Genomic DNA, 25,572 nt, shown 5'->3' on the forward strand with positions numbered 1-25,572 from the left:
GGTCTTTCGGCCTAGACGTCGAGGTTGGCGACATTCAGGGCGTTGTCCTGAATGAACTCGCGCCGCGGCTCGACGATGTCGCCCATCAGGCGGGTGAAGATTTCATCCGTGACATCGGCATCCTCGACCTTGACCTGCAACAGCACGCGGGCCTCGGGATCGAGCGTGGTCTCCCACAGCTGCTCGGCGTTCATTTCGCCAAGACCCTTGTAGCGGGCAATCGCCAGTCCCTTGCGCCCGGCGGCGAAGATCGCGTCGAGCAGCTGGGTCGGGCGGCTGATCGTGCCGTCGAAGGTGACCGGCGGCGGCGCGGCTGCTTCCTCGGCCTCGCCCGCGAGCGGATCGGCGCCAGCCGGTGCGGTTTCGGCTTCAGGCTCTTCCACTACACCGCCAGCGCGCACCAGACTGACCGGCGTGGCATAGGCATCGGCCTGCGCCGCGGCGAGGCCGTGGAGCTTGTGCGCCTCGGTGCTGGTGAGGAACCGCCCGTCGATCTCGTGGACGTCGGTCACGCCGCGCCACAGGCGTTCGAACACGACGGTGCCGTCGTCGCGCTGCGATGCGCTCCAGCGGGCTTCGCTGTCACCTGCGCCGAGCCGTCCGGCGGCGCGGCCCAGGGCTGCGGTGAGCGCCTCGCCCGCAAGACCGGGTTCGAGCGCGCCGACCAGCGCCATCTGCTCCACGATCGCGCTGTCATAGCGGCGGGGGACGAAGGCGAGCAGGTTCTTGAGCCGCAGCGCGCTGTCGACCAGCGTGCGCAGATCCTCGCCGGCGCGTGTGCCGCCCTGCGTTTCCAGCACCCGGCCCTGCAGGCCCGCATCAACCAGATAGCGATCAAGCGCGGCCTGATCCTTCAGGTAGACCTCCGAACGGCCCTTCGACACCTTGTAGAGCGGCGGCTGGGCGATGAAGAGGTGCCCGGCCTTGATGATCTCGGGCATCTGGCGGTGGAAGAAGGTCAGCAGCAGCGTGCGGATATGCGCGCCGTCCACGTCTGCGTCGGTCATGATGACGATCTTGTGGTAGCGCAGCTTTTCGATGGTAAACTCGTCGCGGATGCCGGTGCCCATCGCCTGAATGAGGGTGCCGACCTCCTTCGAGGAAATGATCCGGTCAAACCGCGCGCGCTCGACATTGAGGATCTTGCCCTTGAGCGGCAGGATCGCCTGCGTCTTGCGGTCACGCCCCTGCTTGGCCGAGCCGCCTGCGGAGTCCCCTTCGACCAGGAACAGTTCGGACTTGGCGGGATCGCGTTCCTGGCAATCGGCGAGCTTGCCGGGCAGGCTGGCGACGCTCATCGCGCCCTTGCGGCTCATCTCGCGCGCGCGGCGGGCGGCTTCGCGGGCGGCGGCGGCGTCGATCACCTTCTGGATGATCGCGCGGGCATCATTGGGGTTTTCCTCCAGCCACTCGGTCATCTTCTCGCTCATCAGGGTTTCGAGCGGGGAGCGGACTTCGGAGGAAACCAGCTTGTCCTTGGTCTGGCTGGAGAACTTGGGGTCAGGCAGCTTGACGCTGACGATGGCGGTCAGGCCTTCGCGCATATCCTCGCCCGAGAGGCTGACCTTCTCCTTCTTGAGCATCCCCGACCGCTCGGCATAGTTGTTGAGCGTGCGGGTCAGCGCGGCGCGGAAGGCGGCAAGGTGCGTGCCGCCGTCGCGCTGGGGGATGTTGTTGGTGAAGGCGAGGACGTTCTCGTAATAGGAATCGTTCCATTCGAGCGCGACGTCGATCCCGATCCCGTCCTTTTCGGCGGAGACCGCGATCGGCTCGGCGATCAGCGCCTGCTTGTTGCGGTCGAGATACTTCACGAAGGCCGCGATCCCGCCCTCGTAATAGAGATCGTGTTCGAGCTTTTCCTCGTGGCGGAGGTCGCGCAGCTTGATGCGCACGCCCGAGTTGAGGAACGCCAGTTCGCGGTAGCGGTGTTCGAGCTTCTCGAAATCGAACTCGGTGACGTTCTTGAAGGTGTCGTGGCTCGCCTTGAAGGTCACGCGGGTGCCCTTCTTGAAGCCATTGGGATCGGCGTTGCGATCGGACTTGGGCGCATCGCCGACGACCTTGAGCGGGCCGACAGCATCGCCATGCTCGAAGCGCATCCAGTGCTCCTGGCCTTCGCGCCAGATCGTCAGCTCCAGCCACTCGGACAGCGCGTTCACCACCGACACGCCCACGCCGTGAAGCCCGCCCGAGACCTTGTAGGCGTTGTCGTCGCTGGTGTTCTCGAACTTCCCGCCTGCGTGGAGCTGGGTCATGATGACTTCGGCGGCCGAAACGCCTTCTTCGGGGTGCATTCCGGTGGGGATGCCGCGCCCGTTATCTTCCACGCTGACGCTGCCATCGGGGTTCAACTCGATCAGCACGAGGTCGCAATGCCCCGCCAGCGCCTCGTCGATGGCATTGTCCGAAACTTCAAAGACCATGTGATGCAGGCCCGATCCGTCATCGGTGTCGCCGATATACATCCCGGGCCGCTTGCGGACAGCGTCCAGCCCCTTGAGAACCTTGATCGAATCCGCGCCATATTCGTTGGCGTTGGGCACCTTGGCCGGAGCCTGCCCGGAGGTGTTAGAATTGTTGTCTTCCATGCAAGAGCATATAGGCGATGGAGCGCGGAAACCCAACTGCGGGAGCGCCGCAAGTCCTGCTTTTCCACGAATGTTCAGGGCGCTTGGTCGAAGGCGTCAGAAGGCCGGACGGAAATGCACCTTGCCGCGCCAGATCGTGCCGTCGAACATCGCCATCATCCCGTCGCGGCTGAAGGCATCGAACTGGGTTTCGTGGCACTGCGCAGCCTTCGTCGCGGCGGCGAGATCGGCGGGGGTGTAGGCAATGGTCTCGGTGAGCAGCGCAGGGTCGCTCGTCGCCCAGTCGGCCATTTGCGGGAGCGGGGGGAGCGTGCCATCGGGGATGCCGACATAGAGCAGCCTCGGGCGGGCAGCTGCGGGGCGGGCCTGCACGATCTGGGTCGCGAGCGCGCTGACCAGCCGGTGATCGGCATGGCCGTATCCGCCGTCTGGCCCCCAGGTCAGCACGAGGTCGGCGCGCACCATCGCCTCGCCGAGCGCCTTGCGCAGCGAACCGTCGCGCACGTGTTCGGCCAGCCTGCCATCGCCAAAGCCGAGATTGACCACTTCGGCCGTGCCGAGCGCCTTGCCGGCACAATCCGCCTCGGCGCGGCGGACTTTGGCGAGCCTCTCGCCCTTGGGCAGATCGCTGACGCCCGGCCCTGCATCGCCCGGCGTTGCATGGACGATTGTCACCGCGTTGCCCTCGCGCACCAGCGCTGCGATCGCCGGGGCCATGAACAGCTCGTCATCCGGATGGGCGGCAATGACGACGACCTGGTAAGTCAGAGGCCCGACCGATTTGGCCGCGGCCTGCGGCAGCGCCAGCCCGGCCAGCGCGATCGGGGCGCCGAGTAACGCGATGGTGCGGATCATGTTGTCCCTCTCCTGTGAGGTGCACCCTGCCACTTCTGGCAGCAGCCTTGCAAATCCTTGCGCCATGCGGGCCGGTGATTATGCATAGCCGCCATGAGCCACGACGCGATGATGAGCCGCCTTGCCGAGCCTTTCGGCAATTACTCCGACATCCTGATGGAATGGAGCCGCATCAAGGGCGATGATCTCGCTCTGCGTGATGAAAGCCGCGAGGTTTACTGGGCCGAACTGGTCGGGCTGGTCGAACGGCTGGCGGCGCGGCTGGTGGAGACCGGCCTCCAGCGCGGGCAGGCGGTGGCGATCCTCGGTACCTCCACCGTCGAATATGCGCTGGTTTTCCTCGCCGCGGTGCGCGCCGGGGGCGTGGCCGCGCCGCTCACCACCAGCGCAAGCGCAGATCAGCTTGAGGGGATGGCGAAGGATTCAGGCGCGATCCACCTGTTCATCGACGCAGGCAAAGCGGCGGAGCTGGGGCCGGACTTCATGGCCCACCTGATCCGCGTGCCCTTGGAGAGCATCGACCAGTGGATGGCCCCTCCCGGTGCCCGCGCGCCGGACTTCGTGCCTTCGCCGAAAGACCCGTTCAACATCATCTATTCCTCAGGCACCACCGGCATTCCCAAGGGGATCGTCCATTCGCACCAGATGCGCTGGCGGCAGTTCGCGGCGACGGCGCTGAGCTATCTCGGCGCGGGGCTGGAAGTGCGCTCGCTCGCCTCGACCCCGCTCTATTCGAACACCACCATGGTCGCCTTCCTGCCGGTGCTGCTGGCGGGCGGATGCGTGCGGGTGATGGGGAAGTTCGATTGCGCCAGGTGGCTGGCCCATGCGCAATCCGACCGCACCACCATCACCATGCTGGTGCCGGTGCAATATCAGCGGCTGATGGACTTTCCCGAGTTCGACACCTTCGACCTGTCGAGCCTCAAGCTCAAATACTGCACCTCCGCACCCTTCTCCGCCGAATTGAAGCGTGAAGTCCTCAAGCGGATGCCGGGCGGGCTGATCGAGATCTATTCGATGACCGAGGGCGGCGTGGTGTGCCTGCTTGCCGCGCATGAATTCCCCGACAAGCTCCACACCGTCGGCCGCCCGGCGCCGGGGAGCGAGCTGAAGGTGCTCGACGATGAAGACCGCGAAGTGCCTCCCGGCACCGCCGGCAATCTGATCGGCCGCAGCCAGACCATGATGAGCGGCTATCAGAACCAGCCCGAGAAGACGCGCGAGGGCTACTGGATCGACCCGGCGACGGGTGACGTCTGGCAGCGCATGGGCGATATCGGGCGGGTCGATGCGGACGGCTTTGTCGAACTGGTGGGCCGCGCGAAGGACATGATAATCTCCGGCGGGTTCAACATCTACCCCAGCGATCTTGAGGCTGAATTGATGAAGGAGCCGGGTGTTACCGAGGCAGCGGTGGTCGGTGTGCCCTCGCGCGCCTGGGGCGAGACGCCGGTGGGCTTCGTGGTGCTGAAGGAGGGCGGCGACCTTGCGGCGATCCTCGCCAGCGTCAACGCGCGCCTCGGCAAGACCCAACGGCTGGCGGCGCTCCACCCGGTCGCCGAAATGCCGCGCAGCCATATCGGCAAGCTGCTCAAGACCGAACTGCGCGCCGAGGCAGAGCGGATCGGCGGGATCACCTAGACCCCGGATGTGGCACGGCCCGGCTCCTCGGGTGAGGGGCCGGGCCGCCGGAAGCTGTCGCTATCCTGCTGGCATTACACCATATCGCTGGCTTTGGGCCTTAGACGATGAAGGTGTTGAACGCGGTGCCGCTGATGATCACGGCGAGCAGCAAGGCAGCAGCCTTTTCGCTGAGCATACGCATGGTTCATTGTTCCCTGTTTTGTTGTGGTTTGGGAACCCGGACGATCAATCAGGGGGGGGAGAGGGATGATCGCCCGGGTCTGAGGAGCATATAGAAAGCTCCGCGTAATTTTCAATCTCATTTGAGACTGAAAATAATTCATCACCGCAATCGAAAAAGGCAATCACTGACCGCAGCTCGAGACGCGGCCACCTGTTCAGGGGGGGGAGGGTGGTGGCCGCGTCTCTTTCGCTGCGTGCCCGGCATCAGAGCCGGGTGGCGACGGGCGGAAGGGCTGGCGAGGGGGAAAAGCCGGCCACATCCTTGCCTGTCGCGCAGGCGGGCAAGGGGCTGGTTGTGCCCTCATGCCGGGCGATGCGTCCTTGCGGAAAGCGCCGGGATGGAGAGGAGGCCCGGTGCCGCATTGCTCAAGTGGGGAATTGGTGTTCGATGGGATCGAATTCAAATGCGAAAACGCCAAATTGAGTTGCATAATTTGCAATACTCAATCGTGCATCGCACGCAAAACGGCCGCCGAATTGCTCCGGCGGCCGTTTCATTTCAAACGCTTGTGCGCTCAGTTGGCGGCGACGCTGCGACCGCTGCGGCTCTGGAGCGAGGCAACGCGCTCGACCTCGGCGAGAGCCGCGGTGCGGGCTTCGGCGACGCACTGGCTGTCGACCACGGTGCGGCCATAGGCGTAACGCGCGCCGCTTTCGACGGTGCAGGCCTTGCGCAGCTTGGCTTCGATGCGCGCTTCGAGCGCCGCGCGGCCTTCCGCCGAGGTCACGTCGACATCGCCGTAGCCGATGCGCACGGTGACGGTTTCATCAGCTGCGGGGGCGGCGACCGCCGGAGCGGCGAGGGCAGCAAGGGCGAGCAAGGGGAGAGTGAAACGCATGGGTGAGACTCCGAAGTTTGAGAGAGGGGTTCGGGATGCCTGATGCCGTTTGCCGACATTCAGTTTCGTATTGAAACTCTGGTGCAGCGCACAAGAGAGATGTGCAAATGCGAAATGCGCTAAAATGGTTCCAAAGATTGCAACGTGATTCTCGTGTTTTTCCGGGAACCCGCTGAAAATCCTGCGCGAGAAAAATGCTGCATCGCAAAAATGCCGATGATGCGCGCTGCGGTGCTGGACAGCGCAAGGGGCGCTGCCGTAATCCGCCGCCATGAATGGCCCCACATCCAGCGCCCCTGCGGGCGAATCCGCCGCATCCGATTCGATTCTGATCGTCGACTTCGGCTCGCAGGTAACCCAGTTGATCGCCCGCCGGGTGCGCGAGGCGGGGGTCTATTCCGAGATCGCCCCCTACACCCAGGCCGAGGCCGCGTTCCGGCGGATGCAGCCCAAGGGCATCATCCTCTCCGGCTCGCCCGCCAGTGTCCCCGAGGACGGTAGCCCGCGCGCGCCGCAAGCCCTGTTCGAGGCCGGGCTGCCGATCCTCGGCATCTGTTATGGCCAGCAGGTGATGACGCATCAGCTCGGCGGCGAAGTGCGGCCCGGCCACGAAACTGGCGAAGGCGGCGAATTCGGCCGCGCCTTCCTCACCGTCACCGGCGAATGCGCGCTGTTCAACGGGCTGTGGGAGGTCGGCGAGCGGCATCAGGTGTGGATGAGCCACGGCGACAAGGTCACGCAGTTCGCCCCCGGCTTCGAGATCGTCGCCACGAGTGACGGCGCGCCCTTCGCGGTGATCGCGGATGAGGCGCGCAAGTTTTACGGCACCCAGTTCCACCCCGAGGTCGTCCACACGCCTGATGGCGGCAAGCTGATCGCCAATTTCGTGCGCCATGTCTGCGGGCTGGCGGGCGACTGGACGATGGCCGAGTTCCGCAAGACCAAGATCGCCGAGATCCGTCAACAGGTGGGCGACAAACGGGTCATCTGCGGCCTTTCGGGCGGGGTCGATTCGGCGGTCGCGGCGGTGCTGATCCACGAAGCGATCGGCGACCAGCTGACCTGCGTCTTCGTCGACCACGGCCTCATGCGCATGAACGAGGCCGAGCAGGTCGTCACCCTGTTCCGCGATCACTACAACATCCCGCTGGTGCACGTGAACGCGGAGGAGCTGTTCCTCGGCGGCCTTGCGGGCCTCACCGACCCGGAAGCCAAGCGCAAGTTCATCGGCAAGACCTTCATCGATGTGTTCGAGGCCGAGGCGAAGAAGATCGGCGGGGCCGATTTCCTCGCGCAGGGCACGCTCTATCCCGACGTGATCGAGAGCGTCAGCTTCACCGGCGGGCCGAGCGTCACGATCAAGAGCCACCACAATGTCGGCGGCCTGCCTGAGCGCATGAACATGGCGCTGGTCGAACCCTTGCGCGAATTGTTCAAGGACGAGGTGCGCGATCTGGGCCGCGAGCTGGGCCTGCCCGACGCCTTCGTCGGCCGCCACCCCTTCCCCGGCCCCGGCCTTGCGATCCGCATTCCCGGCGAAGTCACCAAGGAACGCTGCGACATTCTGAGGAAGGCCGATGCGATCTACCTCGAAGAAATCCGCAACGCGGGCCTCTATGACGCGATCTGGCAGGCCTTTGCGGTGCTGCTACCGGTCAAGACCGTGGGCGTGATGGGCGACGGGCGCACTTACGATTCGGTCTGCGCCCTGCGCGCCGTGACTTCGACCGATGGGATGACGGCGGACGTCTTCCCCTATGATGCCGGGTTCCTGACCCGCGTGGCGACCCGCATCGTCAACGAGGTCAAGGGCATCAACCGGGTGGTCTATGATTACACCAGCAAGCCGCCGGGGACGATCGAGTGGGAGTGATCCCCACGCCGGTGCGGCGCAGTTACTGATGCCGACGATTATGACGCACGCCATCGTGCCGCTCGCGATTGCAGCGGCGGCAGGGCGGCAGCGGATCAGTCCGCGTCTCGCCTTCGCGGGGGTCGTGCTGGCGATGTTCCCCGACGCCGATGTGATAGGTTTCCGGTTCGGGATCGAATATGCCGATACATGGGGCCATCGCGGCGCAACCCATGCGCTGGCCTTTGCTGTCATCGTTTCCGCGGCTGTTGCCTTGGTTTGGCGTGAGGCACGCTCGTGGGCCGCGTTCGCCTTTCTGGCCCTAGCCATGGCGAGCCATGGGTTGCTCGACGCGCTGACCAGCGGCGGTCTTGGCCCGGCGCTGCTGTGGCCTGCCAGCGATGCCCGGATCTTCGCGCCGGTGACCCCGATCCTGGTGTCGCCGATCGGCGCTGGTTTCTTTTCGGCCCGCGGTGCTGCGACGATGCTGTCCGAATTGCAGCTGGTCTGGCTGCCATGCTGTCTTATGGCGGCAGCAGGTTGGCTGATCCGGCGGCGGGACAAGGCTGCGCTGGGCGGGTGATTGCCGCCGCGCCCACTTCCGCACCGCTGCCAAATCGCATATCGCAGCCCCATGCCCTCGTGTCGTCCGATCACACTCGCTGCCGCTGTCCTCGCTCTCGCTCTCGCCGCCTGTGCCGGGCCTGAGGCTGAAGCGCCCATTGCCGATGCCACCGCTTCGCCTGCGCCGGTGACCGAGAGCGCCTGGACGCTTGATCCGGCAGCCTCGCGCCTCGGCTATGTCAGCATCAAGGCGGGCGAGGTGGCCGAGAACAACCGTTTCGACACGCTCACCGGCAGCGTCGCGGCCGACGGCACGGCCAGCCTCGATATCGACCTTGCCTCGGTGAGCACCGGGGTCGAAATCCGTAACGAGCGGATGCGCGACATCTTTTTCGCCGTAGCCGATAACCCCAAGGCGACTGTCACCGCCAAGCTCGATCCCAAGGCCTTTGCCGGGCTGGCAGTGGGCCAGTCGCTCACCCGCCCGCTTACGGCCAATGTCACGATCAAGGGCGCCAGCAGCGATGTCGCGACCGAGGTGCAAGTCACCCGCACCGCGGCCGACCGGGTGCTGGTGGTGCCGACCGCTCCGGTCATCATCTCGACCGATATGTTCGGCCTGACCGACGAACTGGGCGAATTGCGCGCGGCGGCGCAGCTGACCTCGATCACGCCCGCGGTGCCGGTTACCTTCACCCTCGTCTTCAGGCGCGGCTGACGGACTTTGCGTTGAATCAATGTGATAGGGCGCGGGTGGTGCCACAAGGAGCGTGCCGGGCGGATGGGCCAGCGCACCGATCCCACCGCTCCCCGCCGCCCGGCTCCCCGAGAATTCCATCAGCCTGACGCTACGGCGCGCGAGCCTGCCGCGCCGACTCGCAAAAAGCGGGCTTGAAAGCACCGGCCAACTCGGCTTGTTTCCCGCGCAACACGCCCCTGTTGAGGGGGCTCGACGGGAGACGACACGCCATGAAGACCGCGATCACCGAAATGTTCGGCATCGAACATCCCATCATTCAGGGCGGAATGCACTGGGTCGGCTTTGCCGAGATGGCGGCGGCGGTGTCCAACGCGGGCGGGCTCGGGATCATCACCGGGCTGACGCAGGGCACGCCTGAAAAGCTGGCGAACGAGATCGCGCGCTGCAAGGACATGACCGACAAGCCCTTCGGCGTGAACCTCACGATCCTCCCGACCCTGACTCCGCCCGACTATCCGGGGCTGGTCAAGGCGATCATCGACGGCGGGGTGAAGGTGGTCGAGACCGCGGGACGCAACCCGGTCGATCTGCTGCCGCCTCTGAAGGACGCCGGGATCAAGGTGATCCACAAGTGCACCTCGGTGCGCCACAGCCTCAAGGCGCAGGAGATCGGCTGCGATGCGGTGAGCGTTGACGGGTTCGAATGCGGCGGGCACCCGGGCGAGGACGACGTGCCGAACTTCATCCTCCTGCCGCGCGCGGCTGACGAGCTGGAGATCCCCTTTGTCTCCAGCGGCGGGATGGCCGACGGGCGCAGCCTTGTCGCCAGCCTCGCGATGGGCGCGCAGGGGATGAACATGGGCACCCGCTTCATCGCCACCAAGGAAGCCCCGGTGCACGAGAACGTGAAGCAGGCGATCCTCGCCGCGAGCGAACTCGACACCCGCCTCGTCATGCGCCCGCTGCGCAACACCGAACGCGTGCTGACCAATGCAGCGGTCGAGCGGGTCATCGCCAAGGAGAAGGCGCTGGGTGATGCCATTACCTTCCAGGACATCGTCGAGGAGGTCGCGGGGGTCTATCCGCGCATCATGCAGAACGGCGAAATGGATCTGGGCGCGTGGAGCTGCGGGATGGTGGCCGGGCTGATCCACGATATCCCGACCTGCCAGGAACTGATCGACCGCATCATGCTCCAGGCCGAGGAAATCATCGCCCGGATGCAGGCGATGGCCCGCGCCTGACGCGCTGGCGCCGTCCAAACCTTTCCCGATTGTGACAAATCCGGCACCGCTACCTAGGGCTTTTCCCTAGGTAGCGGCCCGCATTACTGCAAGCCGCCGCATACGGCACGATTGCGCCCGCGTTGAGCCGATTCTGGAGGGGGTCGGCGGCGCAATTGGCTGTGTGATTTGGCGGGCTACGGGAGGCCTTCCGGATGGATTGGACGGGGAGGTTTGCATGGTTCTTTTCGAGAGCCCGGCGATGCTGGGCGGTATCATTGTGGGTGTAGCAATGCTGGCCTGGACGCTGGGCCGCTGGCATAGCGGCGTGGCTGCCAGCGATGCGGCGGCGCGCCCCGCCCCGAAGGTCGAGCCGTCCCGGCCCGTCCCGGCGCCCGACAGCGCCGCTCCGGAAGCGGCGCGCGGCGTGGTCGTGATGTGCCAGCAGGCCGCGCGGGACGAGCGCCGGATCGCGGCGGCTACCGCGCGTTCGCTGGGCGAAATGCACGAGGAAATCGCCGCATACCGGCGTCAGGAACGGGTGCTTGCCGCTGCGCTCAGCGATGGGCTGCTGGTTGAACTCCTGCCCGCCCGGGCGCGGCATGAATGCCGCTATCTCGGCCTGATCGGTCAGCCGACCTGTCCGATGTCCGAGGCCGAGGTTGCCGCCCAGAACTGTGCGACCGGCTGCACGGCAACGCGCAGACCCGAGGCTTACCCCTCGCCCGCGGCGTCTGCCTTGACGCGGGTGTAGGGCACGAAGTCCTCGAAGAACACCGCGCCGGTGAACACGCCGAGATTGCGGTCGACCGTGGTGGTGATGTCGAGCCGGCACAGCTCGCTCGCGTTGAAGCGGTTGACGACCAGCGCGTCGTTATCGTCGATGCTCTCCGGGTTGCGGGTGCGCTGGACATAGATCGTCTCGCCCGAGCCATAGACATAGGCGGTGCGGTCGATGGTCTGCATCCGCTGGTTGGGAATGGTGCGGATACAGCGGACCGGCTCACCTGCGACACGGCCTTCGAGCAGCTTGGCAAGCCGCGCCTCGCCCTTGGTCAGCGGGGTTGCTTCCGCCTTGGCCTCGACATCGCCCGCCTCTTGCGCGGCGAGCGGATGGAGGGCGAGGCCGGTAGCAGCCGCCGCCAGCAGGGCCGAAGTCAGGATTGTTGCGCGTTTCATCACCGGTTGCTCCTTCACAACGCCTCCCCGCCCGCGCGGTCTGGCACAGGCGGGCTTAACCCGCGCTGACTCGGCTCAGTCGCGCTCCAGATCGACATTCATGCGTATCGATCCGTCCTCACGGTCGCGGATCAGCGTGATCGCAACATCGAGCTCGACCTCTTCCTCGCGGTCGAGCGGATAGGACTGATCGTAATCGGCCAGCACCTCGCGGTTGCGCAGGTAATCGGCATAGGACGCGCCCGACCGCTCGGCCGCTTCGGTCAGTTCCTGTTCGGTATAGACCTTGGGTTCGTTGCGCTTGAGCGGGGTGGGAAGGCACGCCTCCAGCCGCCCCTTCAGGGTATCGAAGGCGCGCCGGGCGTCAGCTTCGGCGTCGGCTTCGAAGTTCCAGCCGCAGCTGATGTTGATCTCTTCGGCGGGGCCCCAAAGATCGCAATCCTTCGCCCCGCGCACCGCGTCAGCGGTGCCGTTCATGGTGACATCGAAGGTGCCCGCGCCGTTGAGGGTGGCGCCGATGCCCTTCAATCGCTTGGGATTTTCGGAAAGCAGCGCTCCGATCACCGGGCATGGCCCGGCCGCCTCGACCGCGCCGGGCAGCAGCACCAGCGCAGCGAGCGCCAGCGCCTTAATGCGCGCCCGCATCGGCCCCGGCGGCGATATCGGGCAGGCCCGCCTGCACCGCGCCGTCCGCCGGCCCGCCGCGCAGCACGAAGCGCCGGTCGCAATAGCCGCAATCGACATAGCCGTGCTCGTCGATCTCGAGGAACACGCGCGGATGGCCAAGTGCGGCGGGGCGATAGCCCTTGCCGCCGCGGATGCCGCTGGCCCCGTCGCAAGAGACGCGGCGGGTATCGACCAGCAGGACTTCAGGAGGAGGAATGCTCATGCCCCGCCGATACAATCCTGCAAGCCCGAGCGCAATTGCCTTCCCCGCCCCAGCGCCCTAGGGCTGGCGCCATGCCTGCCGAACCCGCGATCCGCATCGACAACCTCGTCAAACGCTATGCTCCAGCTAAGGGTGCCAAGGGCACCGTGACCGAGGGCAAGCTGGCGCTGGGCGGGGTGAGCTTCGATGTGCCTGAAGGTTCGATCTTCGGGCTGCTCGGCCCCAATGGCGCGGGCAAATCGACGCTGATCAATATTCTCGCCGGGCTGGTCAACAAGACCTCCGGCTCGGCCGAGATCTGGGGTTTCGACATTGATCGCGACCGGCGCAATGCCAGCCGCTCGATCGGGATCGTGCCGCAGGAAATCGTGTTCGACCCGTTCTTCACCCCCTTCGAGGTGCTGGAGAATCAGGCAGGGTTCTACGGCATTCCCGCCGCGCTGCGCCGGTCAGAGGCGCTGCTTGAGGCGGTGCGCCTCGCCGACAAGCGCAATGCCTATGCCCGCACCCTGTCAGGCGGCATGAAGCGGCGGCTGCTGGTGGCCAAGGCGATGGTGCACAGCCCGCCCATTCTGGTGCTGGATGAACCCACCGCCGGGGTCGATGTCGATCTGCGCCGCCAATTGTGGGAGCTGGTCAGCGAGCTGAACCGCGAGGGCGTGACCGTGGTGCTCACCACCCACTATCTCGAAGAGGCCGAGGAGCTGTGCGACCGCATCGCCATCATCAACCACGGCCAGCTGATCGCCAACAAGCCGACCCGCGAGCTGGTGGACATGGCGCGCGAGAAGATCGTCGCTGTCACCACCGCCGATGATCTCGCCGCCCCGCCCGCGCATGAAGCGTTTGCCAAGGTCGAATGGGACGGGGCGCAGGGGGTCGAGATCACCTATGACAAGGACCGCCTCAGCGCCGGGCAGGTGCTCGCGATCCTTCAGCAACAGGGCGTGAGCGTGGAGGATGTCACCACCCGCGAGGCCGATCTGGAAGATGTCTTCGTTCAGCTGACGGCCTAGCGCCGCCTGCGGCCGCTCAGGTCGGGGTCGGGGTCGGCGCGCCGTGCTGACCGTCGGCAGCGCTGCCGCGCTTGCGCCAGTTGCGATGGCCATGCCGTTCGATCGGCACACCGCAATGACGGCAATTGCCGACATAGGCCCGGCCATTCCACGTGACATCACGGCGCAGCGGCTGGTGCTGGTTGAGCCCGCAAGCGATGGAAGACAGCAATGACATCGAATACCGACCCGCGAGAGAGGAACATTGATTGATCGCGCCCCGCGCCACCCTTCCGCCTCGTCGCTTGCGGACGATTCGCGGTTACGTGACAGGCGGTCAGGCATCTGCGCCCTTCGCGACGAATTGGCCCTAAGTCATTTGCCTTAAGCGCGTGTGACAGGCATCGCCCTTGCAGGCGGAAAATTTGCGCGCCATGGCGCAGATATGGCGATGGACACAGCATTCCAACCTTCGGGCCAGACTGCCGGACAGGCACCCGGCGAGATGCCGGCGCAGGATGTCCTCGTGATCGGCTCGGGCGCGGCGGGGCTCACGGCGGCGCTGGCGCTGGCGGAGCATTGCCGGGTGCTGGTGCTGGCCAAGGGCTCGCTGACCGGCGGGTCAACCGCCTGGGCGCAGGGCGGGATCGCCGCCGTGCTCGATGCGGGCGACACTTTCGACAACCACGTGCGCGACACGATGGTGGCAGGCGCAGGCCTCAACGACCTTGCCACGGTCGAATTCGTGATCGAGCGCGCACCCGCCTCGATCGACCGGCTGTGCGAATTGGGCGTGCCGTTCAACCGTGAGAGCGGCGACTTGCATCTCACCCGCGAGGGCGGCCATTCGCACCGCCGCATCGTCCATGTCGACGACGCGACCGGCTGGGCGGTGCAATCGGCCTTGCTGAAAGCCGCCGAGGCGCATCCCAACATCACCCTCCTGCCCGGGCGCACCTGCATCGACTTCATCACTGACCGCCACCGCGAGCAATTCTCTGCCGCGGGCCGCGTGTGGGGCGTCTATGCGCTCGACGAGGCGAGCGGGCGGGTCGAGCGCCACACCGCCCGCGCGACGATCCTCGCCACGGGAGGCGCCGGGCGCGTCTACCAGTTCTCCACCGCCCCGCGCGGCGCGACGGGGGACGGGATCGCGATGGCGTGGCGGGCAGGCGCGCGGGTCTCCAACATGGAGATGATGCAGTTCCACCCGACCTGCCTCTACCACCTCGACGTCAAGAACTTCCTCATCACCGAGGCCGTGCGCGGCGAGGGCGGGCGGCTCATCAACCCGCGCACCGGCAAGCGCTTCATGGAGTATTACGACCCCGAGCGGATGGAGCTTGCGCCGCGTGATGTGGTGGCAAGGGCGATCGACGCCGAGATCAAGCGCTTCGGCCTCGATTACGTCCACCTCGACATCAGCCACGAAGACCCGGCGTTCGTGAAGGGCCACTTCCCGACCATCTACGACAAGCTGATCGGCCTCGGGATCGACATGACGACACAGCCGATCCCGGTCGTCCCCGCGCAGCACTATACCTGCGGTGGGGTGGTCGTCGGCCTCGACGCGCGCACCGACATCCCGGGCCTGTGGGCGGCGGGCGAGTGCACCGAAAGCGGCCTCCACGGGGCGAACCGGCTGGCGTCGAACAGCCTGCTCGAATGTTTCGTTTTCGGTGAAGCGGCAGCGCAGGACATTCTGGCGCGCTGGGACACTCTGGAAGCGCCCCCCGCGATCCTGCCGTGGGACGAAAGCCGCGTGACCGATTCCGACGAGGAAGTCGTCATCAAGCAGAACTGGACCGAAATCCGCCGCTTCATGTGGAACTACGTCGGCATCGTGCGCACCACCAAGCGCCTGGAACGCGCGGCGAGCCGCATCGAGCTGCTCAAGCGCGAGGTCGAGGACTACTACGGCGCCTTCCGCGTGACGACCGACCTGATCGAACTGCGCAACCTGCTCCAGTCCGCCGAGCTGATCGTGCAATCGGCGCTCCGCCGCAAGGAGAGCCGGGGGCTGCACTACACGCTCGATTACCCCGAGCTGGCGGACGAGGCGAAGGATACGGTGCTGGTGCCGTGAGGGAGACCGGTGGCCCGATCCTCCATTGCCTGTGCGGCGGGGTCGAGGTTCGCCTTTCCAGCCTGCCCGAGACCGTCGGCGTCTGCCACTGCGCGATATGCCGCCGCTGGACCTCCGGGCCGTGGATGGCAGTTCAGGCTCCGGGAAGCGCGATCACCGGCGATACCCTCGTTATCTACAGCTCCTCGCAATTTGCCGAGCGCGGCTTCTGTTCACGCTGCGGGAGCCATATCTTTCACAGGCCCAAGGATGGCCCGGAGCTTGCCATTTCGGCGGGGCTGCTGCCGGACGGTCAATTCACGATCACGCGTGAAATCTTCCACGATGCCAAGCCTTTGTGGTATCGGTTCGACGCCAATTCGCGCAAGCGCGGCGCACTGGGCATGGCGCTGGAATGGGGGCCGAAGCTGGCATGGCGACGGTTGGCAAGGCTCTGGCGCGGTTGATGCCCGTATGTCCACCCGACGTTCAGGTGAGACGAAATATCCGCCTTGTCATGATGAACCGCGCGAAATTCCTCATCTCTGTCCTGCCGGTCGTGTTGGCGGCAGCAACGCCCCTCGCAGCCCAAGACGCTCCCCCGGAATCCGAAAACGCAATCGTCGTTACCGCCCAGCGTTCGGGTGCGCCGATGTGGACCGTGACCACTGCTACCGGCACCGTGATCCTCGTCGGCGAGATCCGGGCGATTCCGAAGACCACGCCGTGGGAACCTGCGCGCCTCGAAGAAGCCACCCGCGCGGCTGACCGCGTGATCCTCGGCGCGCGGCCCAAGGTTTCGCCGGGGGATGTGTTCCGGCTGATGTTCTCGGGCGGCAAGCTCACCAAGCTGCCGGACAAGACCGTGGCGAGCGAATATCTGACGCCCGATCAGTGGGCGCGGCTTGCGGCGCTGGGCACCGCGCATGACGAGGATTATTCGCGCCAATCTTTCCTGCTCACTTCCTTCGAGATGCTGCGCAAGGAGTTGCGCTTCAACAAGGACACCGCGCGCGAGCCTGCTGACGTGGTGAAGGACGCCGCCGAAAAGGCCGACATCGCCATCACCCGCGCTGCGACGCTGCGGGGCGAGGACGTGATCGACAATCTCTTCGAAGCGCCCCCCACCGCCCACATCCCCTGCCTCACCGCGGCAATGGACGCGGTCGAGGCCGGCCCGCAGATCGTCGAAGAGCGCGCCACCAACTGGCGGCGCTTCAAGATTCCCGCCGTGATGAACAACCCGCTCGAAGCCGCATTGGGCCAGTGCTGGCCCTGGGCGGACGAGACTTTGGGCAGTGAATTGAGGACGATCTGGGTCGATCGCGTCACCGAGGCGAGCGCGGCAAAGGGCACCACGCTGGCGGTCGTGCCGCTAAGGGTGTTGGCGGAAAGCGGCGGGGTGCTTGACCAATTGGACGCGCGCGGCTTCGATATCGCCGGACCCCCGTGGAAGTGACCATGCGGGCCTGAGAGGATCAAGCCGCCCATGCCCACCATCACCACGCCCAACACCGGCATCGAGATTTTCTACGAGGAGCACGGCAGCCCCGATGCCCCGGCGCTGCTGCTGGTGATGGGCCTCGGCGCGCAGATGACATTGTGGCCGGACGAGCTGGTCGGGGCACTCGTGGGTGAGGGCTTCCGGGTGATCCGCTACGACAACCGCGACATCGGCCTCTCGCAGAAGTTCGAAGGCCACCGCGCGCCCTCGCTCCCCATTCAGGTCTTGCGCAAGAAGATCGGCTTCCCTGCCCGCGTGCCCTATACCCTGAAGGACATGGCCGATGACGGGATCGGGCTGCTCTCCGCACTTGGCATCGACAAGGCCCATGTCGTGGGCGCATCGATGGGCGGGATGATCGTCCAGCTGATGGCGATCCACCATGCCGACCGGCTGCTGACCATGACCTCGATCATGTCGACCACCGGCAATGGCAAGCTGCCCCAGGCCGAAAAGAACGCGATCGGCGCTCTGACCGCGCCGCTGAAGGCGATGGACGAGGAGACGCTCGTCGCCCACGGTATCAACATCATCCGCAATATCGGCAGCCCGGACAGCGCCGAATTCCCGTTCGACGAGGCCGCCCAGCGTGAGCGGGTGCTCGCCAATATGCGCCGTTCGGTCTACCCGGCCGGGCTCCCGCGCCAGCTCGCCGCGATCATCGACGATGGCGACCGCACCGCACGGCTTGCCCGCGTGCGCACCCCGACACTGGTGCTCCACGGCGAGGCCGATCCGCTGGTCAAGCTGCCCGGCGGCGAGGCGACCGCAGCGGCGATCCCCGGCGCCCGGCTGGTGACCTACCCCGGCTGGGGGCACGATCTGCCGATCAAGCTGATCCCGCGTCTGGCGGGCGAGATCGTCGCCCACGCGCGCGGCGTGTGAGCGCGTTGTCGATTACGCTTTGAAACCTAGCCAATGAGCTAAATATCTTGACGCCACCGCGCGATGGCGAATAGATAGCCATATGGCTAACTTAGATTCGATATTCCACGGCCTCGCCGATCCCACCCGGCGCGCGGTGATTGCCCGACTTGCGCGAGGTCCGGCACCCGTGTCCGAACTCGCAGCGCCACACGACATGGCGCTGCCGAGCTTTCTCAAACACCTCAAGGTTCTCGAAACCGGAGGCTGGATTGCCTCGGAAAAGGCCGGTCGCACCCGCACATGCCGTTTGCGGCCTGAGACGGTGCAGCTCGCCGAGGGCTGGCTTGGCCAGCAGAGGCACCTCTGGAACGCGCGTCTTGACCGCCTCGACACTTTTCTGACTGACCCCGAGAAAAAAGGATAATCCCGTGCCGTACGACCCCGAACTTGATCTGGTGCTTGAACGTACCGTCGCCGCCAGCCCCGCGCAGCTTTGGCGCGCCTGGACCGATCCGTCGCTGATCGCCCAGTGGTTCGCACCCCGCCCGTGGACCGTGGCCCGCGCCCGGATCGAGCCGCACGCTGGCGGCATCTTCTCGGTGGTGATGGCTTCTCCCGAGGGCGAGGAAATGGAGGAGACCCCAGGCTGCGTGCTGATCGCAGAACCTGCTGCGCGGCTGGTGTGGACCGACGCAGTCGGCCCCGACTTTCGGCCCAACAACGAAAGCTTCATGAGCGTCGAGATCACGATGGAGGCCTGTCCGGAGGGTACCCGCTACCGCACGGTGGTGCGGCACAAGTCGGGCGATGACCGGCGCAAGCACGAGGAGATGGGCTTTCATCAAGGTTGGGGCACGTGCCTCGACCAGCTGGAAGCCTTCGCCGGTTCGCTGTGAACGAACGGTCCCGCTATCCAGCTAGTCTCGTCCCTCCAGCCACGCCCGCGACGTCCGCGCACATTCGCGGGCGCGCTCCACAAGGTCGGGGAAGGCGTCGCGCAGGGCGGCGGAGCGTTCCTCGACCGCCATCGGCAGGTGAACGGGTAAAGCATCGACCATAGCGGCCAGCGGAAGTCCGCCCTTGCCCAAGGCCAAGCGGCGATTGATCGCATCGTCGATGATCGCGTCGAAGTCGGTCACGTCCGGCCCCTCGGCGGGTGCATCACAGGGCTGGCAGTAGGACAGCCACGCGCGCGGGATTGCCGCCAAGTCCTCCGCCGTCCCGCCGGAGCGTGCCCAGTGGAGCGTGTCGACCAGAAGCGCCTTGGCCTCGCCCTCGACCGCCTCCAGCACGGCGCGGGCCATGTGGATGGTCTTCACCTCGGTGAAGATGCCGAATTCGAGATTGACCCTGACCCCGGTGCCCTTGGCTTCGTCGACCAACGCCTGAAACTTGGCGGTGGTGGCGGCCATGTCGGGGTCGGAAGAGACGCACAGGAGGTTCGCTGCGCCCAGCTCGGCGGCGATGTGGACGAGCTCGGTCAGCCACGGATCGGGCGGGCCGGGCATGATCCACGCGACCTCGCAGTCGAGCAATGTGACGCCCGCATCGCGCGCTTGGCTGCGGATGGCGCGGGTGGTGGCCGGGGTCCAGCTGTCCTTCTCGACCCACATCCCGCCGAAGTCGAAGTCGGCAGCCGCGGCGCATTCGATCAGCTGGGCGGGGGTGGCCTCGGGCATGATCCCGGCGGCGAGCGAGATCAGGCGGCGGGTCACAGGGTTTGACCATCATCCAGAACGAAGTCCGTGCCCGTCACGAACTCGCTGGCGTCCGAGCACAGGAACAGGATCATTGCGTCCAGCCCCTCCTCGCCCATCAGGCGGCGCTTGGGGAAGCGCGCGATCTGCTTCTGGCCGGGTTCGGTATCGAACCACGCATCGTTGATTGCGGTGCGGATGTAGCCGGGGGAGACGGTGTTGACGTTGATCCCCGCCCGCGCCCATTCGCGCGCCAGCGTGCGGCCCGCCTGCACCACACCCGCCTTGGACGCGGCATAGGCGACGAGGCCGGGGGAGGGCTCGAAGGCCGTGATCGAGGCAATCAGCACGATGCGGCCATTGGTGACGCCGCGCGCCATCATCCGCTTCGCACCCTCGCGCGCCGTCAGGATTGCGCCCTTCAGGTTGATCGCGAGGGTCTGCTCGATTTCCTCTTCCGAGATGGTCGTCGCCATCCCCGCGCCGTCGACCCCGGCATTGGCGATCACCGTGTCGATGGCCTTGCCGAAGATCGCGTCGGCCTCGTCGAACCCGGCGATAATGTCGGCCTCGCGTGCGACGTCCATCTGAATGGCGGCGGCCTTGGGCCCGATCTCGGCGGCGAGGGCTTCGAGGCGGTCCTTGCGCCGCGCGCCCAAGGCGACCTGCGCGCCGCTCGCGGCAAGGATGCGGCCGAAGCGGGTGCCGAGTCCGGAAGATGCGCCGGTGATCAGGGCCGTGCGGCCTGAGAGGTCGAAGGAGAAGGTCATGCCTGTTTCAAAGTCTCGTCATTGCGAGCCGCAGGCGAAGCAATCCATGCACGGACTGACGCTCTTGGCGCGAGGGTGATCCATGGATTGCCGCGTCGCTGCGCTCCTCGCAATGACGAAGGGCGTCACTTAACCGCAGGCAGTTCCCCGTTCACATACTTCATCAGCGTCGTCTGGAAGTGGCGCACGCGGCTGTCCTGATAGTGGCCCAGTTCCATCAGCCCGTCCTTCATCGCCTTCATGCCGGTCTGGACGTGGGGGAGGTTGGCCATGTCCTGATCGAACACATTGGCAAGGCCTGCGCCCATGATGTCGGTCGCCCAGGCGAAGGGCTCGTCGTCCGGGATATAGGTCGGCGCCACCGCGCGCGGGCGCGGCTGGCCCTTGGGGGTGGGGAACAGCAGGCGGATCTCCATGATGCACCAGTCGGGCGTATCGCCCGGCAGCCAGCGGTACACCAGCGTCGGCAGAAACCCGATCCAGGGCGAGAAATTGGGGAAGATGTTGTAGGTGAAGTTGTCGAGGATCTCGGTGTCCGACGCATCCGAGTAGTCATAGCCATATTGCTCGGCAAAGCCTTTGCGCCCCGCCTCGGCGAGGATCTTGCGCGCGCCGAGCGGATCGTCGGCGACATAATCCTCGGTCGTCCCGCTGGCATTGAAGCGCCGGTTGGTGCTGGCATCGCTGCCGCCCGAGAACTCGTTCATCTTCTCGAGCACATAGTCCGAATTCTTGCCCTTCACGTGCGGGGACAGCACGCCCGAGGGCGTGATCGCGCGATTGAAGTGGTCGCCGATATGGTCGTAGCGGGTGTTGGCATCGCCGAGGAAGGCGAGCAGCTGCGGGTGCGTGGTGATCGAGTGCCAGGCTTCCATGAAGGCTTCGGCGGTGGCCTTCCAGTTGGCGGGGATCTTCTTCTGCACCCACATCCCGGTGTAGCGGTTCCCGAAATCATAGCGCTCGTAATGCGAGGCCGCCGGGCCGAGCCAGGTCTTGAAATCGGGCAAGGCATGGTTCTCGGTCAGCATGACAAAGCCCTGCCACAGCTCGACGCGCGCCTGCGGCAGATCCATGTCCTTGCCTTCCAGGTGCTTGAAGTCCCACGAACAGGGGATTTCCTTCAGGCTCCCGTCATTGCGCCAGGTAAAGCCGTGGAACGGGCAGCGCAATTGCACCGAATTGCCGCTCTCAGTGCGAAGCTTGCGGCCGCGGTGGAGGCAGGCGTTGTAGAACGCCTTCACGCTGCCGTCCTTCTGGCGGATCAGGAGGAAGCTCTTGCCGGCGATGTCGAACACCACGGTGTCGCCCGCGTCGGGCATTTCATCCTCGCGCGCGGCGAACAGCCAGACATTGGGCCACATCTTCTCGCGTTCGAGACGGGCGAATTCCTCGGAAATATAGGGTGCGACCGGCAGGGGATCGTCACCCATCTCGATCGTGGTTTCCTCGAAGAGGTAATCGGGCGCCCGGCGGGTGTCGCCGTTGAGCATATCGGTGTAGCTGATCCCCGGGCAGCGGTCGCCGCGGGCAATGTCCTTGATCTCGTTCATGTCGCTTCGTCCGATCCTCATCGCCGGGGCACGGCCCCGCCTCTCGTCCTCGCACTTTGTGCAGTGTCTCCGGCGCGGAATATCACACAGCTTCGCAAGCAGGGCACACTATCGGATTGGAGAGGAATGATGGGTCTTGCCGGGAAAATCGCCGCCTTGGGCGACATCATGCAGCTGGCCTTTGTGCCGGAGGATTTCGACGCGGCAGTCAGGCATTGGACCCAGACGATGGGCGTCGGGCCGTTCTTTCTCATCGAGGGGATTCACCTTGAGGGCATGAAGTATCGCGGCCAGCCGACCGATGCCGTGTTCGATCTGGCGCTGGCCTATTGGGGCGATTTGCAGATCGAACTGATCCGCCCGCGCGACAATCACCCCTCGGTCTATACCGGCGAATATGGGGCGACGGGCAACGGGCTGCACCATGTCTGTATCCTCGTCGACGACATCGCCCACGCGCGCGCCGTGTGCGAGGCGGAGGGCGCCGAGGTGATGATCGAGGGCACCTTCGGCACCAGTCAGGCGATCTATGTCGATGCCGGCGGCGGGCCGGGGACGCTGGTGGAGATCTTGCAGCAGGCCAAGGACGGCCCTGACCTGTTCGGCATGATCAAGGCCGCGGGCGTGGGCTGGGATGGGTCGGAGCCGCTGAGGAAGCTGGGGTAAGATCGAGCCCCTCCTGCCTGCGGGAGGGGAGCGAGACCTGGTCGCGCAGCGGCCTAGTCGCAGCGGGGTGGGCCTTCGCGACGGTTCGCTTTCCCACCCCCGCCCCCTCCCGCAAGCGGGAGGGGGGTGTCAGCGCGCTGATCTCGGTCAGGTAGCGACCGCAAGGGCGTCCGCCCGCCCGCAGGTGCCCGGAACGGAGCGAAGCGAAGTGGAGGAATAGCACCGAGGACGACCCCGCGGAGGCGGGGTCGCAAATCAAGACCCCCGCGTGGAGGCACCCCCGCAATCAATCAGTCGCTGGCCCCCAAATACCCCAGCTGCCCGGCCTTGAAGATCGTCTGGGCGCGGTTCACGCTGTCCAGCTTCTCGCCCGCGCGGTGGATGTGGTAGCGGATCGTGGCGTGCGACCGGTTGAGGATCATGCTGATCTCCTTGTCGGTCTTGCCGATCGCGGCCCAGCGCAGGCATTCCACTTCGCGCTTGGAGAGCACGCAGTCGGACGGGATGCGCCGCTTGGTGCGGTTGGCCTGGACATAGCCCGCCACAAAGCACCGCGTCACCATCGCGAAGAGCGCGCCATATTCGGCGAATTCGGCCGAGAGGTCTTCCTTGTCGCGGTCTTCGCTGATGAAGCTGCACGCCGAAATCTGGCCGAAGGGCAGGTGCACCGGAATCACGATCGCCGCCTTGCACAGCGCCCGGCGCTCGAAATCATTGAGGTCGATCTCGGCGAGGTAATGGTTGCGCCAACGGGTGTTGAAACCATGCGCGTTGACCCAGAACGGCTCGCTTTCATAGCGGCAGGCGCGCGGCAGCGGCGAGTGCAGGGCGAGCCGGTGATCCTCCCACCAGCGTGCGCCGTCATCCAGCCAGCGGAAGATATCGGCGTTGAGAATCGTGCCATCGGCATCGACCATCGGTTCCTTGGAGGAAATGTCGTCGCACACCGCGATCTGCATCCCGCGTTCCTGCGCGATTCGCGCGAGGTTCACCGCCGCATCGTGGATGTCCTCGGGACAGGTGATGGTGACGGATTCGAGCAGCTGTTCAAGCGACTCACGCCCTTGCGGCGTGCGCAATTCGACAACATTGGTGGCCATGCTTTGTGGTGCTCCTCTCCAGCCCCGTCCGGTCTGCGCCGAGTCGGGAAACTAACGCAAGTTTGCAGAATGTCCTCATCATTTACGTAGGGGAACGAAGCGAGGGGCGAGGCTAGCGAAAGAGACAGGGAGAATTGAGCCGATGGCGTTTGCGGGTGCGAATTTCGGGTATGTGCTGAAGGCTCTGGCAGGAGCAATTCCCTCCGGGCGACCCGCCTTGGTGCACGGGGACCGGGTGGTGACCTGGGGCGAATTCGATGCGATCACCGATGCCATTGCAGCGGGCCTTGTCGGGCGGGGACTGGGGCCGGGGGACATTGCCGGGCAGATGCTCCGCAATACGCCCGACTATATGCTCGCCTATTTCGGATGCGTGAAGGCGGGCCTGGTGCCGGTCAATGTGAACTACCACTACAAGCAGCGCGAGCTGGCGGACATTTTCAGCCGGTTCGGGCTGAAGGCGCTGTTCACCGAGACCGACTTTGCCGAAATCGCGCGTGAGGCAATGCCGGACGGAACGCTGACGGTGGATGTCGGCAGCGCGGACTGGGCCGGGCTGTGCGATACGCCGCTGCCCGACAATTTTGCCATCCATGCCGACGCGCAAGCGCTGTTCCTGACCGCCACGGGCGGCACCACCGGGATGCCCAAGGCGGTGATGTGGCCGATGGATCAGGCGTGGCAGGCGTTCAGCATCGGGGTGTGGCAACAGGGGCCGGGCCAGCCGCCATTCGTCGCCGCTTCGCTCGAAGAACAGGTCGCGCGGGCCGCCGCGATCGGCCCCGATCATCCGGCGAGCACATCCCCGCTGCTGCTGCTCTCGCCGCTGATGCACGGCGCGGGACAGTTCACGGCGGTGATTCACCTGCTGAAAGGCGGCACGCTGGCGCTGCTGCCGGGGCCGAAATTCGATGCCGATCTGGCGCTGGACGAGGTCGCGCGGATCGGCGCGCGCGGCATCTTCATCGTCGGCGATGCCTTCGCGCTGCCGCTCGCCGACCGGCTCGATGCGCGGGGCGATGGGGCCGCGGTGCTGGCGAGCTTGCGCAGCATCACCTCCTCGGGCGCGGTGTTCTCGGCCAGCCTCAAAGAGCGGCTGATCGCCCATCACCCCGCGCTGATGATCGTTGATGCGCTGGGTTCCTCCGAAAGCTCGGGCACCGGTATCGTCATCACCACGGCACAAGGATCGAGCGGCGGGGGCAAGTTCCAGCCCTTGCCGGGGCGCGAGACCAAGCTGTTCGACGAGCAGTTCAAGGAGATTCCCCCCGGCACCGAGGGCGTCGGCATTGTCGCGCGCACCGGGCCGCTGCCGCTGGGCTATCTCGGCGAGGACGAGAAAAACGCCCAGACCTTCCCCGTGATCGGCGGCAAACGCTGGCTGATGACCGGCGACCGCGCACGCTGGAGCCCCGATGGCAGCCTCGAATTCATCGGCCGCGACAATATGTGCATCAACACCGGCGGCGAGAAGGTCTTCCCCGAGGAGGTCGAGGCGGTGCTGCTGGGCCATCCGGGGGTCAAGGACGTGCGCGTCGTCAGCCTTCCGGATGCGCGGTTCGGTCGCAAGGTCGTGGCGGTGGTGCAGCTGGACGGCGAGGTGGATGAGGCCGCGCTTGATGCCCACGCCCGCGCTGGCCTTGCGGGCTACAAGATCCCGCGGCTCTATCTGTTCACAGCGCAATCGCTCAGGCTCAACAACGGCAAGCCCGATTACAAGACCGCGCAAGGGATTGCCGACGCATCTGCGGGGTAAAGCGGGAACAAACCGCACTTATTCTCCCATCCCCTCCGTCGCGA

The 25,572-nt window shown here is 65.8% G+C and carries 26 protein-coding genes; 15 read left to right on the top strand and 11 right to left on the bottom strand.

The features are described 5' to 3' along the window. Nucleotides 1-11 precede the first annotated feature (11 nt). Both gyrB and PS060_RS06965 read right to left on the bottom strand, forming a co-directional pair. A complete protein-coding gene (gyrB, locus tag PS060_RS06960; protein WP_273986433.1) occupies nt 12-2,588 on the bottom strand; it encodes a DNA topoisomerase (ATP-hydrolyzing) subunit B in 2,577 nt (858 codons plus the stop codon). A 96-nt stretch (nt 2,589-2,684) separates the two neighbouring features. After that, nucleotides 2,685-3,443 (bottom strand): PIG-L deacetylase family protein, encoded by a 759-nt coding sequence (locus PS060_RS06965; RefSeq protein WP_273986435.1) that lies wholly within the window; start codon nt 3,441-3,443, stop codon nt 2,685-2,687. 93 nt (nt 3,444-3,536) lie between these two features. On the opposite strand from PS060_RS06965, the gene PS060_RS06970 reads away from it, so the two are divergent. Further along, nucleotides 3,537-5,087, top strand: coding sequence for a class I adenylate-forming enzyme family protein (locus PS060_RS06970; RefSeq protein ID WP_273986438.1), 1,551 nt, complete (start codon nt 3,537-3,539; stop codon nt 5,085-5,087). 740 nt (nt 5,088-5,827) lie between these two features. On the opposite strand, the gene PS060_RS06975 is transcribed toward PS060_RS06970, so the two are convergent. After that, on the bottom strand, nt 5,828-6,151 hold the full coding sequence (locus PS060_RS06975) for a UrcA family protein (RefSeq protein WP_273986439.1): 324 nt from the start codon (nt 6,149-6,151) through the stop codon (nt 5,828-5,830). A gap of 271 nt (nt 6,152-6,422) precedes the next feature. Here PS060_RS06975 and guaA point away from each other — a divergent pair, with 271 nt between their 5' ends. The 5 genes from guaA (at nt 6,423) to PS060_RS07000 (ending at nt 11,244) form a co-directional block, all read left to right on the top strand. After that, the gene (gene guaA / locus PS060_RS06980) at nt 6,423-8,024 is read left to right on the top strand and encodes a glutamine-hydrolyzing GMP synthase (RefSeq protein WP_273986440.1); all 1,602 of its coding nucleotides are present in this window, start codon (nt 6,423-6,425) and stop codon (nt 8,022-8,024) included. Nucleotides 8,025-8,052: 28 nt separating this feature from the next. After that, complete coding sequence (locus tag PS060_RS06985; RefSeq protein ID WP_273986441.1) at nt 8,053-8,586, top strand: metal-dependent hydrolase; 534 nt, start codon at nt 8,053-8,055, stop codon at nt 8,584-8,586. Nucleotides 8,587-8,637: 51 nt separating this feature from the next. Continuing rightward, complete coding sequence (locus PS060_RS06990) at nt 8,638-9,285, top strand: YceI family protein (protein ID WP_273986442.1); 648 nt, start codon at nt 8,638-8,640, stop codon at nt 9,283-9,285. Between the two features lie 251 nt (nt 9,286-9,536). Next, complete coding sequence (locus PS060_RS06995; RefSeq protein ID WP_273986443.1) at nt 9,537-10,511, top strand: NAD(P)H-dependent flavin oxidoreductase; 975 nt, start codon at nt 9,537-9,539, stop codon at nt 10,509-10,511. A gap of 217 nt (nt 10,512-10,728) precedes the next feature. Beyond that, nucleotides 10,729-11,244 carry a hypothetical protein gene (locus PS060_RS07000; RefSeq protein ID WP_273986444.1) on the top strand — a complete coding sequence of 172 codons (516 nt, stop codon included), beginning with the start codon at nt 10,729-10,731 and terminating at the stop codon, nt 11,242-11,244. Here PS060_RS07000 and PS060_RS07005 read toward each other — a convergent pair. The 3 genes from PS060_RS07005 to PS060_RS07015 all read right to left on the bottom strand — a co-directional run bounded on the left by PS060_RS07005 (nt 11,205) and on the right by PS060_RS07015 (nt 12,558). Next, nucleotides 11,205-11,669, bottom strand: a complete 465-nt coding sequence (locus PS060_RS07005; protein WP_273986445.1) for a hypothetical protein — start codon at nt 11,667-11,669, stop codon at nt 11,205-11,207. The genes PS060_RS07000 and PS060_RS07005 overlap by 40 nt on opposite strands. Before the next feature lie 75 nt (nt 11,670-11,744). Next, entirely contained in the window at nt 11,745-12,314 is a 570-nt protein-coding gene (locus PS060_RS07010; RefSeq protein WP_273986446.1) for a hypothetical protein, read from the bottom strand. Then, a complete protein-coding gene (locus PS060_RS07015; RefSeq protein ID WP_273986448.1) occupies nt 12,298-12,558 on the bottom strand; it encodes a zinc-finger domain-containing protein in 261 nt (86 codons plus the stop codon). The genes PS060_RS07010 and PS060_RS07015 overlap by 17 nt, the downstream gene beginning before the upstream one ends. A gap of 71 nt (nt 12,559-12,629) precedes the next feature. Between PS060_RS07015 and PS060_RS07020 the strand changes: the two genes are divergently transcribed. Next, a complete protein-coding gene (locus PS060_RS07020; protein ID WP_273986449.1) occupies nt 12,630-13,574 on the top strand; it encodes an ABC transporter ATP-binding protein in 945 nt (314 codons plus the stop codon). Between the two features lie 16 nt (nt 13,575-13,590). Here the strand turns inward: PS060_RS07020 and PS060_RS07025 are convergent, their stop codons facing one another. Continuing rightward, nucleotides 13,591-13,791 carry a hypothetical protein gene (locus PS060_RS07025; protein ID WP_273986452.1) on the bottom strand — a complete coding sequence of 67 codons (201 nt, stop codon included), beginning with the start codon at nt 13,789-13,791 and terminating at the stop codon, nt 13,591-13,593. A gap of 267 nt (nt 13,792-14,058) precedes the next feature. Here PS060_RS07025 and nadB point away from each other — a divergent pair, with 267 nt between their 5' ends. The 6 genes from nadB to PS060_RS07055 all read left to right on the top strand — a co-directional run bounded on the left by nadB (nt 14,059) and on the right by PS060_RS07055 (nt 18,885). Next, nucleotides 14,059-15,639, top strand: coding sequence for an L-aspartate oxidase (gene nadB, locus PS060_RS07030; RefSeq protein ID WP_273986871.1), 1,581 nt, complete (start codon nt 14,059-14,061; stop codon nt 15,637-15,639). Further along, entirely contained in the window at nt 15,636-16,085 is a 450-nt protein-coding gene (locus PS060_RS07035) for a GFA family protein (protein ID WP_273986454.1), read from the top strand. Before nadB ends, PS060_RS07035 begins: the two co-directional genes overlap by 4 nt. Nucleotides 16,086-16,270: 185 nt before the next feature. Next, nucleotides 16,271-17,077 carry a TraB/GumN family protein gene (locus tag PS060_RS07040; protein WP_273986872.1) on the top strand — a complete coding sequence of 269 codons (807 nt, stop codon included), beginning with the start codon at nt 16,271-16,273 and terminating at the stop codon, nt 17,075-17,077. A gap of 30 nt (nt 17,078-17,107) precedes the next feature. After that, complete coding sequence (locus PS060_RS07045) at nt 17,108-18,007, top strand: alpha/beta fold hydrolase (RefSeq protein WP_273986455.1); 900 nt, start codon at nt 17,108-17,110, stop codon at nt 18,005-18,007. Between the two features lie 82 nt (nt 18,008-18,089). After that, entirely contained in the window at nt 18,090-18,413 is a 324-nt protein-coding gene (locus PS060_RS07050; protein WP_273986456.1) for an ArsR/SmtB family transcription factor, read from the top strand. 4 nt (nt 18,414-18,417) lie between these two features. After that, nucleotides 18,418-18,885, top strand: coding sequence for an SRPBCC family protein (locus PS060_RS07055; RefSeq protein WP_273986457.1), 468 nt, complete (start codon nt 18,418-18,420; stop codon nt 18,883-18,885). 21 nt (nt 18,886-18,906) lie between these two features. Here the strand turns inward: PS060_RS07055 and PS060_RS07060 are convergent, their stop codons facing one another. From PS060_RS07060 to PS060_RS07070, 3 genes are all read right to left on the bottom strand, one after another. Then, nucleotides 18,907-19,704 (bottom strand): sugar phosphate isomerase/epimerase family protein, encoded by a 798-nt coding sequence (locus tag PS060_RS07060; protein ID WP_273986459.1) that lies wholly within the window; start codon nt 19,702-19,704, stop codon nt 18,907-18,909. Next, on the bottom strand, nt 19,701-20,456 hold the full coding sequence (locus PS060_RS07065) for an SDR family NAD(P)-dependent oxidoreductase (RefSeq protein WP_273986461.1): 756 nt from the start codon (nt 20,454-20,456) through the stop codon (nt 19,701-19,703). Before PS060_RS07065 ends, PS060_RS07060 begins: the two co-directional genes overlap by 4 nt. 125 nt (nt 20,457-20,581) lie before the next feature. Next, nucleotides 20,582-22,006 (bottom strand): aromatic ring-hydroxylating oxygenase subunit alpha, encoded by a 1,425-nt coding sequence (locus PS060_RS07070; protein WP_273986462.1) that lies wholly within the window; start codon nt 22,004-22,006, stop codon nt 20,582-20,584. A gap of 126 nt (nt 22,007-22,132) precedes the next feature. Here PS060_RS07070 and PS060_RS07075 point away from each other — a divergent pair, with 126 nt between their 5' ends. Then, on the top strand, nt 22,133-22,672 hold the full coding sequence (locus PS060_RS07075; RefSeq protein WP_337960236.1) for a VOC family protein: 540 nt from the start codon (nt 22,133-22,135) through the stop codon (nt 22,670-22,672). A gap of 290 nt (nt 22,673-22,962) precedes the next feature. Here the strand turns inward: PS060_RS07075 and PS060_RS07080 are convergent, their stop codons facing one another. Continuing rightward, nucleotides 22,963-23,772: a helix-turn-helix transcriptional regulator gene (locus PS060_RS07080; RefSeq protein WP_273986463.1), complete on the bottom strand. Its 810-nt coding sequence runs from the start codon at nt 23,770-23,772 to the stop codon at nt 22,963-22,965. 142 nt (nt 23,773-23,914) lie between these two features. Here PS060_RS07080 and PS060_RS07085 point away from each other — a divergent pair, with 142 nt between their 5' ends. Next, nucleotides 23,915-25,528 carry an AMP-binding protein gene (locus PS060_RS07085; protein ID WP_273986464.1) on the top strand — a complete coding sequence of 538 codons (1,614 nt, stop codon included), beginning with the start codon at nt 23,915-23,917 and terminating at the stop codon, nt 25,526-25,528. The last annotated feature ends 44 nt before the right edge of the window (nt 25,529-25,572 follow it).

Origin of the sequence: Erythrobacter sp. BLCC-B19, from assembly GCF_028621955.1 — a bacterium.
GTDB lineage: Bacteria > Pseudomonadota > Alphaproteobacteria > Sphingomonadales > Sphingomonadaceae > Erythrobacter.

Coding starts and splice junctions, on each gene's coding strand:
- gyrB (WP_273986433.1), bottom strand. CDS start 2,588: ATGGAAGACAACAATTCTAACACCTCCGGGCAGGCTCCGGCCAAGGTG.
- PS060_RS06965 (WP_273986435.1), bottom strand. CDS start 3,443: ATGATCCGCACCATCGCGTTACTCGGCGCCCCGATCGCGCTGGCCGGG.
- PS060_RS06970 (WP_273986438.1), top strand. CDS start 3,537: ATGAGCCACGACGCGATGATGAGCCGCCTTGCCGAGCCTTTCGGCAAT.
- PS060_RS06975 (WP_273986439.1), bottom strand. CDS start 6,151: ATGCGTTTCACTCTCCCCTTGCTCGCCCTTGCTGCCCTCGCCGCTCCG.
- guaA (WP_273986440.1), top strand. CDS start 6,423: ATGAATGGCCCCACATCCAGCGCCCCTGCGGGCGAATCCGCCGCATCC.
- PS060_RS06985 (WP_273986441.1), top strand. CDS start 8,053: ATGCCGACGATTATGACGCACGCCATCGTGCCGCTCGCGATTGCAGCG.
- PS060_RS06990 (WP_273986442.1), top strand. CDS start 8,638: ATGCCCTCGTGTCGTCCGATCACACTCGCTGCCGCTGTCCTCGCTCTC.
- PS060_RS06995 (WP_273986443.1), top strand. CDS start 9,537: ATGAAGACCGCGATCACCGAAATGTTCGGCATCGAACATCCCATCATT.
- PS060_RS07000 (WP_273986444.1), top strand. CDS start 10,729: ATGGTTCTTTTCGAGAGCCCGGCGATGCTGGGCGGTATCATTGTGGGT.
- PS060_RS07005 (WP_273986445.1), bottom strand. CDS start 11,669: ATGAAACGCGCAACAATCCTGACTTCGGCCCTGCTGGCGGCGGCTGCT.
- PS060_RS07010 (WP_273986446.1), bottom strand. CDS start 12,314: ATGCGGGCGCGCATTAAGGCGCTGGCGCTCGCTGCGCTGGTGCTGCTG.
- PS060_RS07015 (WP_273986448.1), bottom strand. CDS start 12,558: ATGAGCATTCCTCCTCCTGAAGTCCTGCTGGTCGATACCCGCCGCGTC.
- PS060_RS07020 (WP_273986449.1), top strand. CDS start 12,630: ATGCCTGCCGAACCCGCGATCCGCATCGACAACCTCGTCAAACGCTAT.
- PS060_RS07025 (WP_273986452.1), bottom strand. CDS start 13,791: ATGTCATTGCTGTCTTCCATCGCTTGCGGGCTCAACCAGCACCAGCCG.
- nadB (WP_273986871.1), top strand. CDS start 14,059: ATGCCGGCGCAGGATGTCCTCGTGATCGGCTCGGGCGCGGCGGGGCTC.
- PS060_RS07040 (WP_273986872.1), top strand. CDS start 16,271: ATGTGGACCGTGACCACTGCTACCGGCACCGTGATCCTCGTCGGCGAG.
- PS060_RS07045 (WP_273986455.1), top strand. CDS start 17,108: ATGCCCACCATCACCACGCCCAACACCGGCATCGAGATTTTCTACGAG.
- PS060_RS07050 (WP_273986456.1), top strand. CDS start 18,090: ATGGCTAACTTAGATTCGATATTCCACGGCCTCGCCGATCCCACCCGG.
- PS060_RS07065 (WP_273986461.1), bottom strand. CDS start 20,456: ATGACCTTCTCCTTCGACCTCTCAGGCCGCACGGCCCTGATCACCGGC.
- PS060_RS07070 (WP_273986462.1), bottom strand. CDS start 22,006: ATGAACGAGATCAAGGACATTGCCCGCGGCGACCGCTGCCCGGGGATC.
- PS060_RS07075 (WP_337960236.1), top strand. CDS start 22,133: ATGATGGGTCTTGCCGGGAAAATCGCCGCCTTGGGCGACATCATGCAG.
- PS060_RS07080 (WP_273986463.1), bottom strand. CDS start 23,772: ATGGCCACCAATGTTGTCGAATTGCGCACGCCGCAAGGGCGTGAGTCG.
- PS060_RS07085 (WP_273986464.1), top strand. CDS start 23,915: ATGGCGTTTGCGGGTGCGAATTTCGGGTATGTGCTGAAGGCTCTGGCA.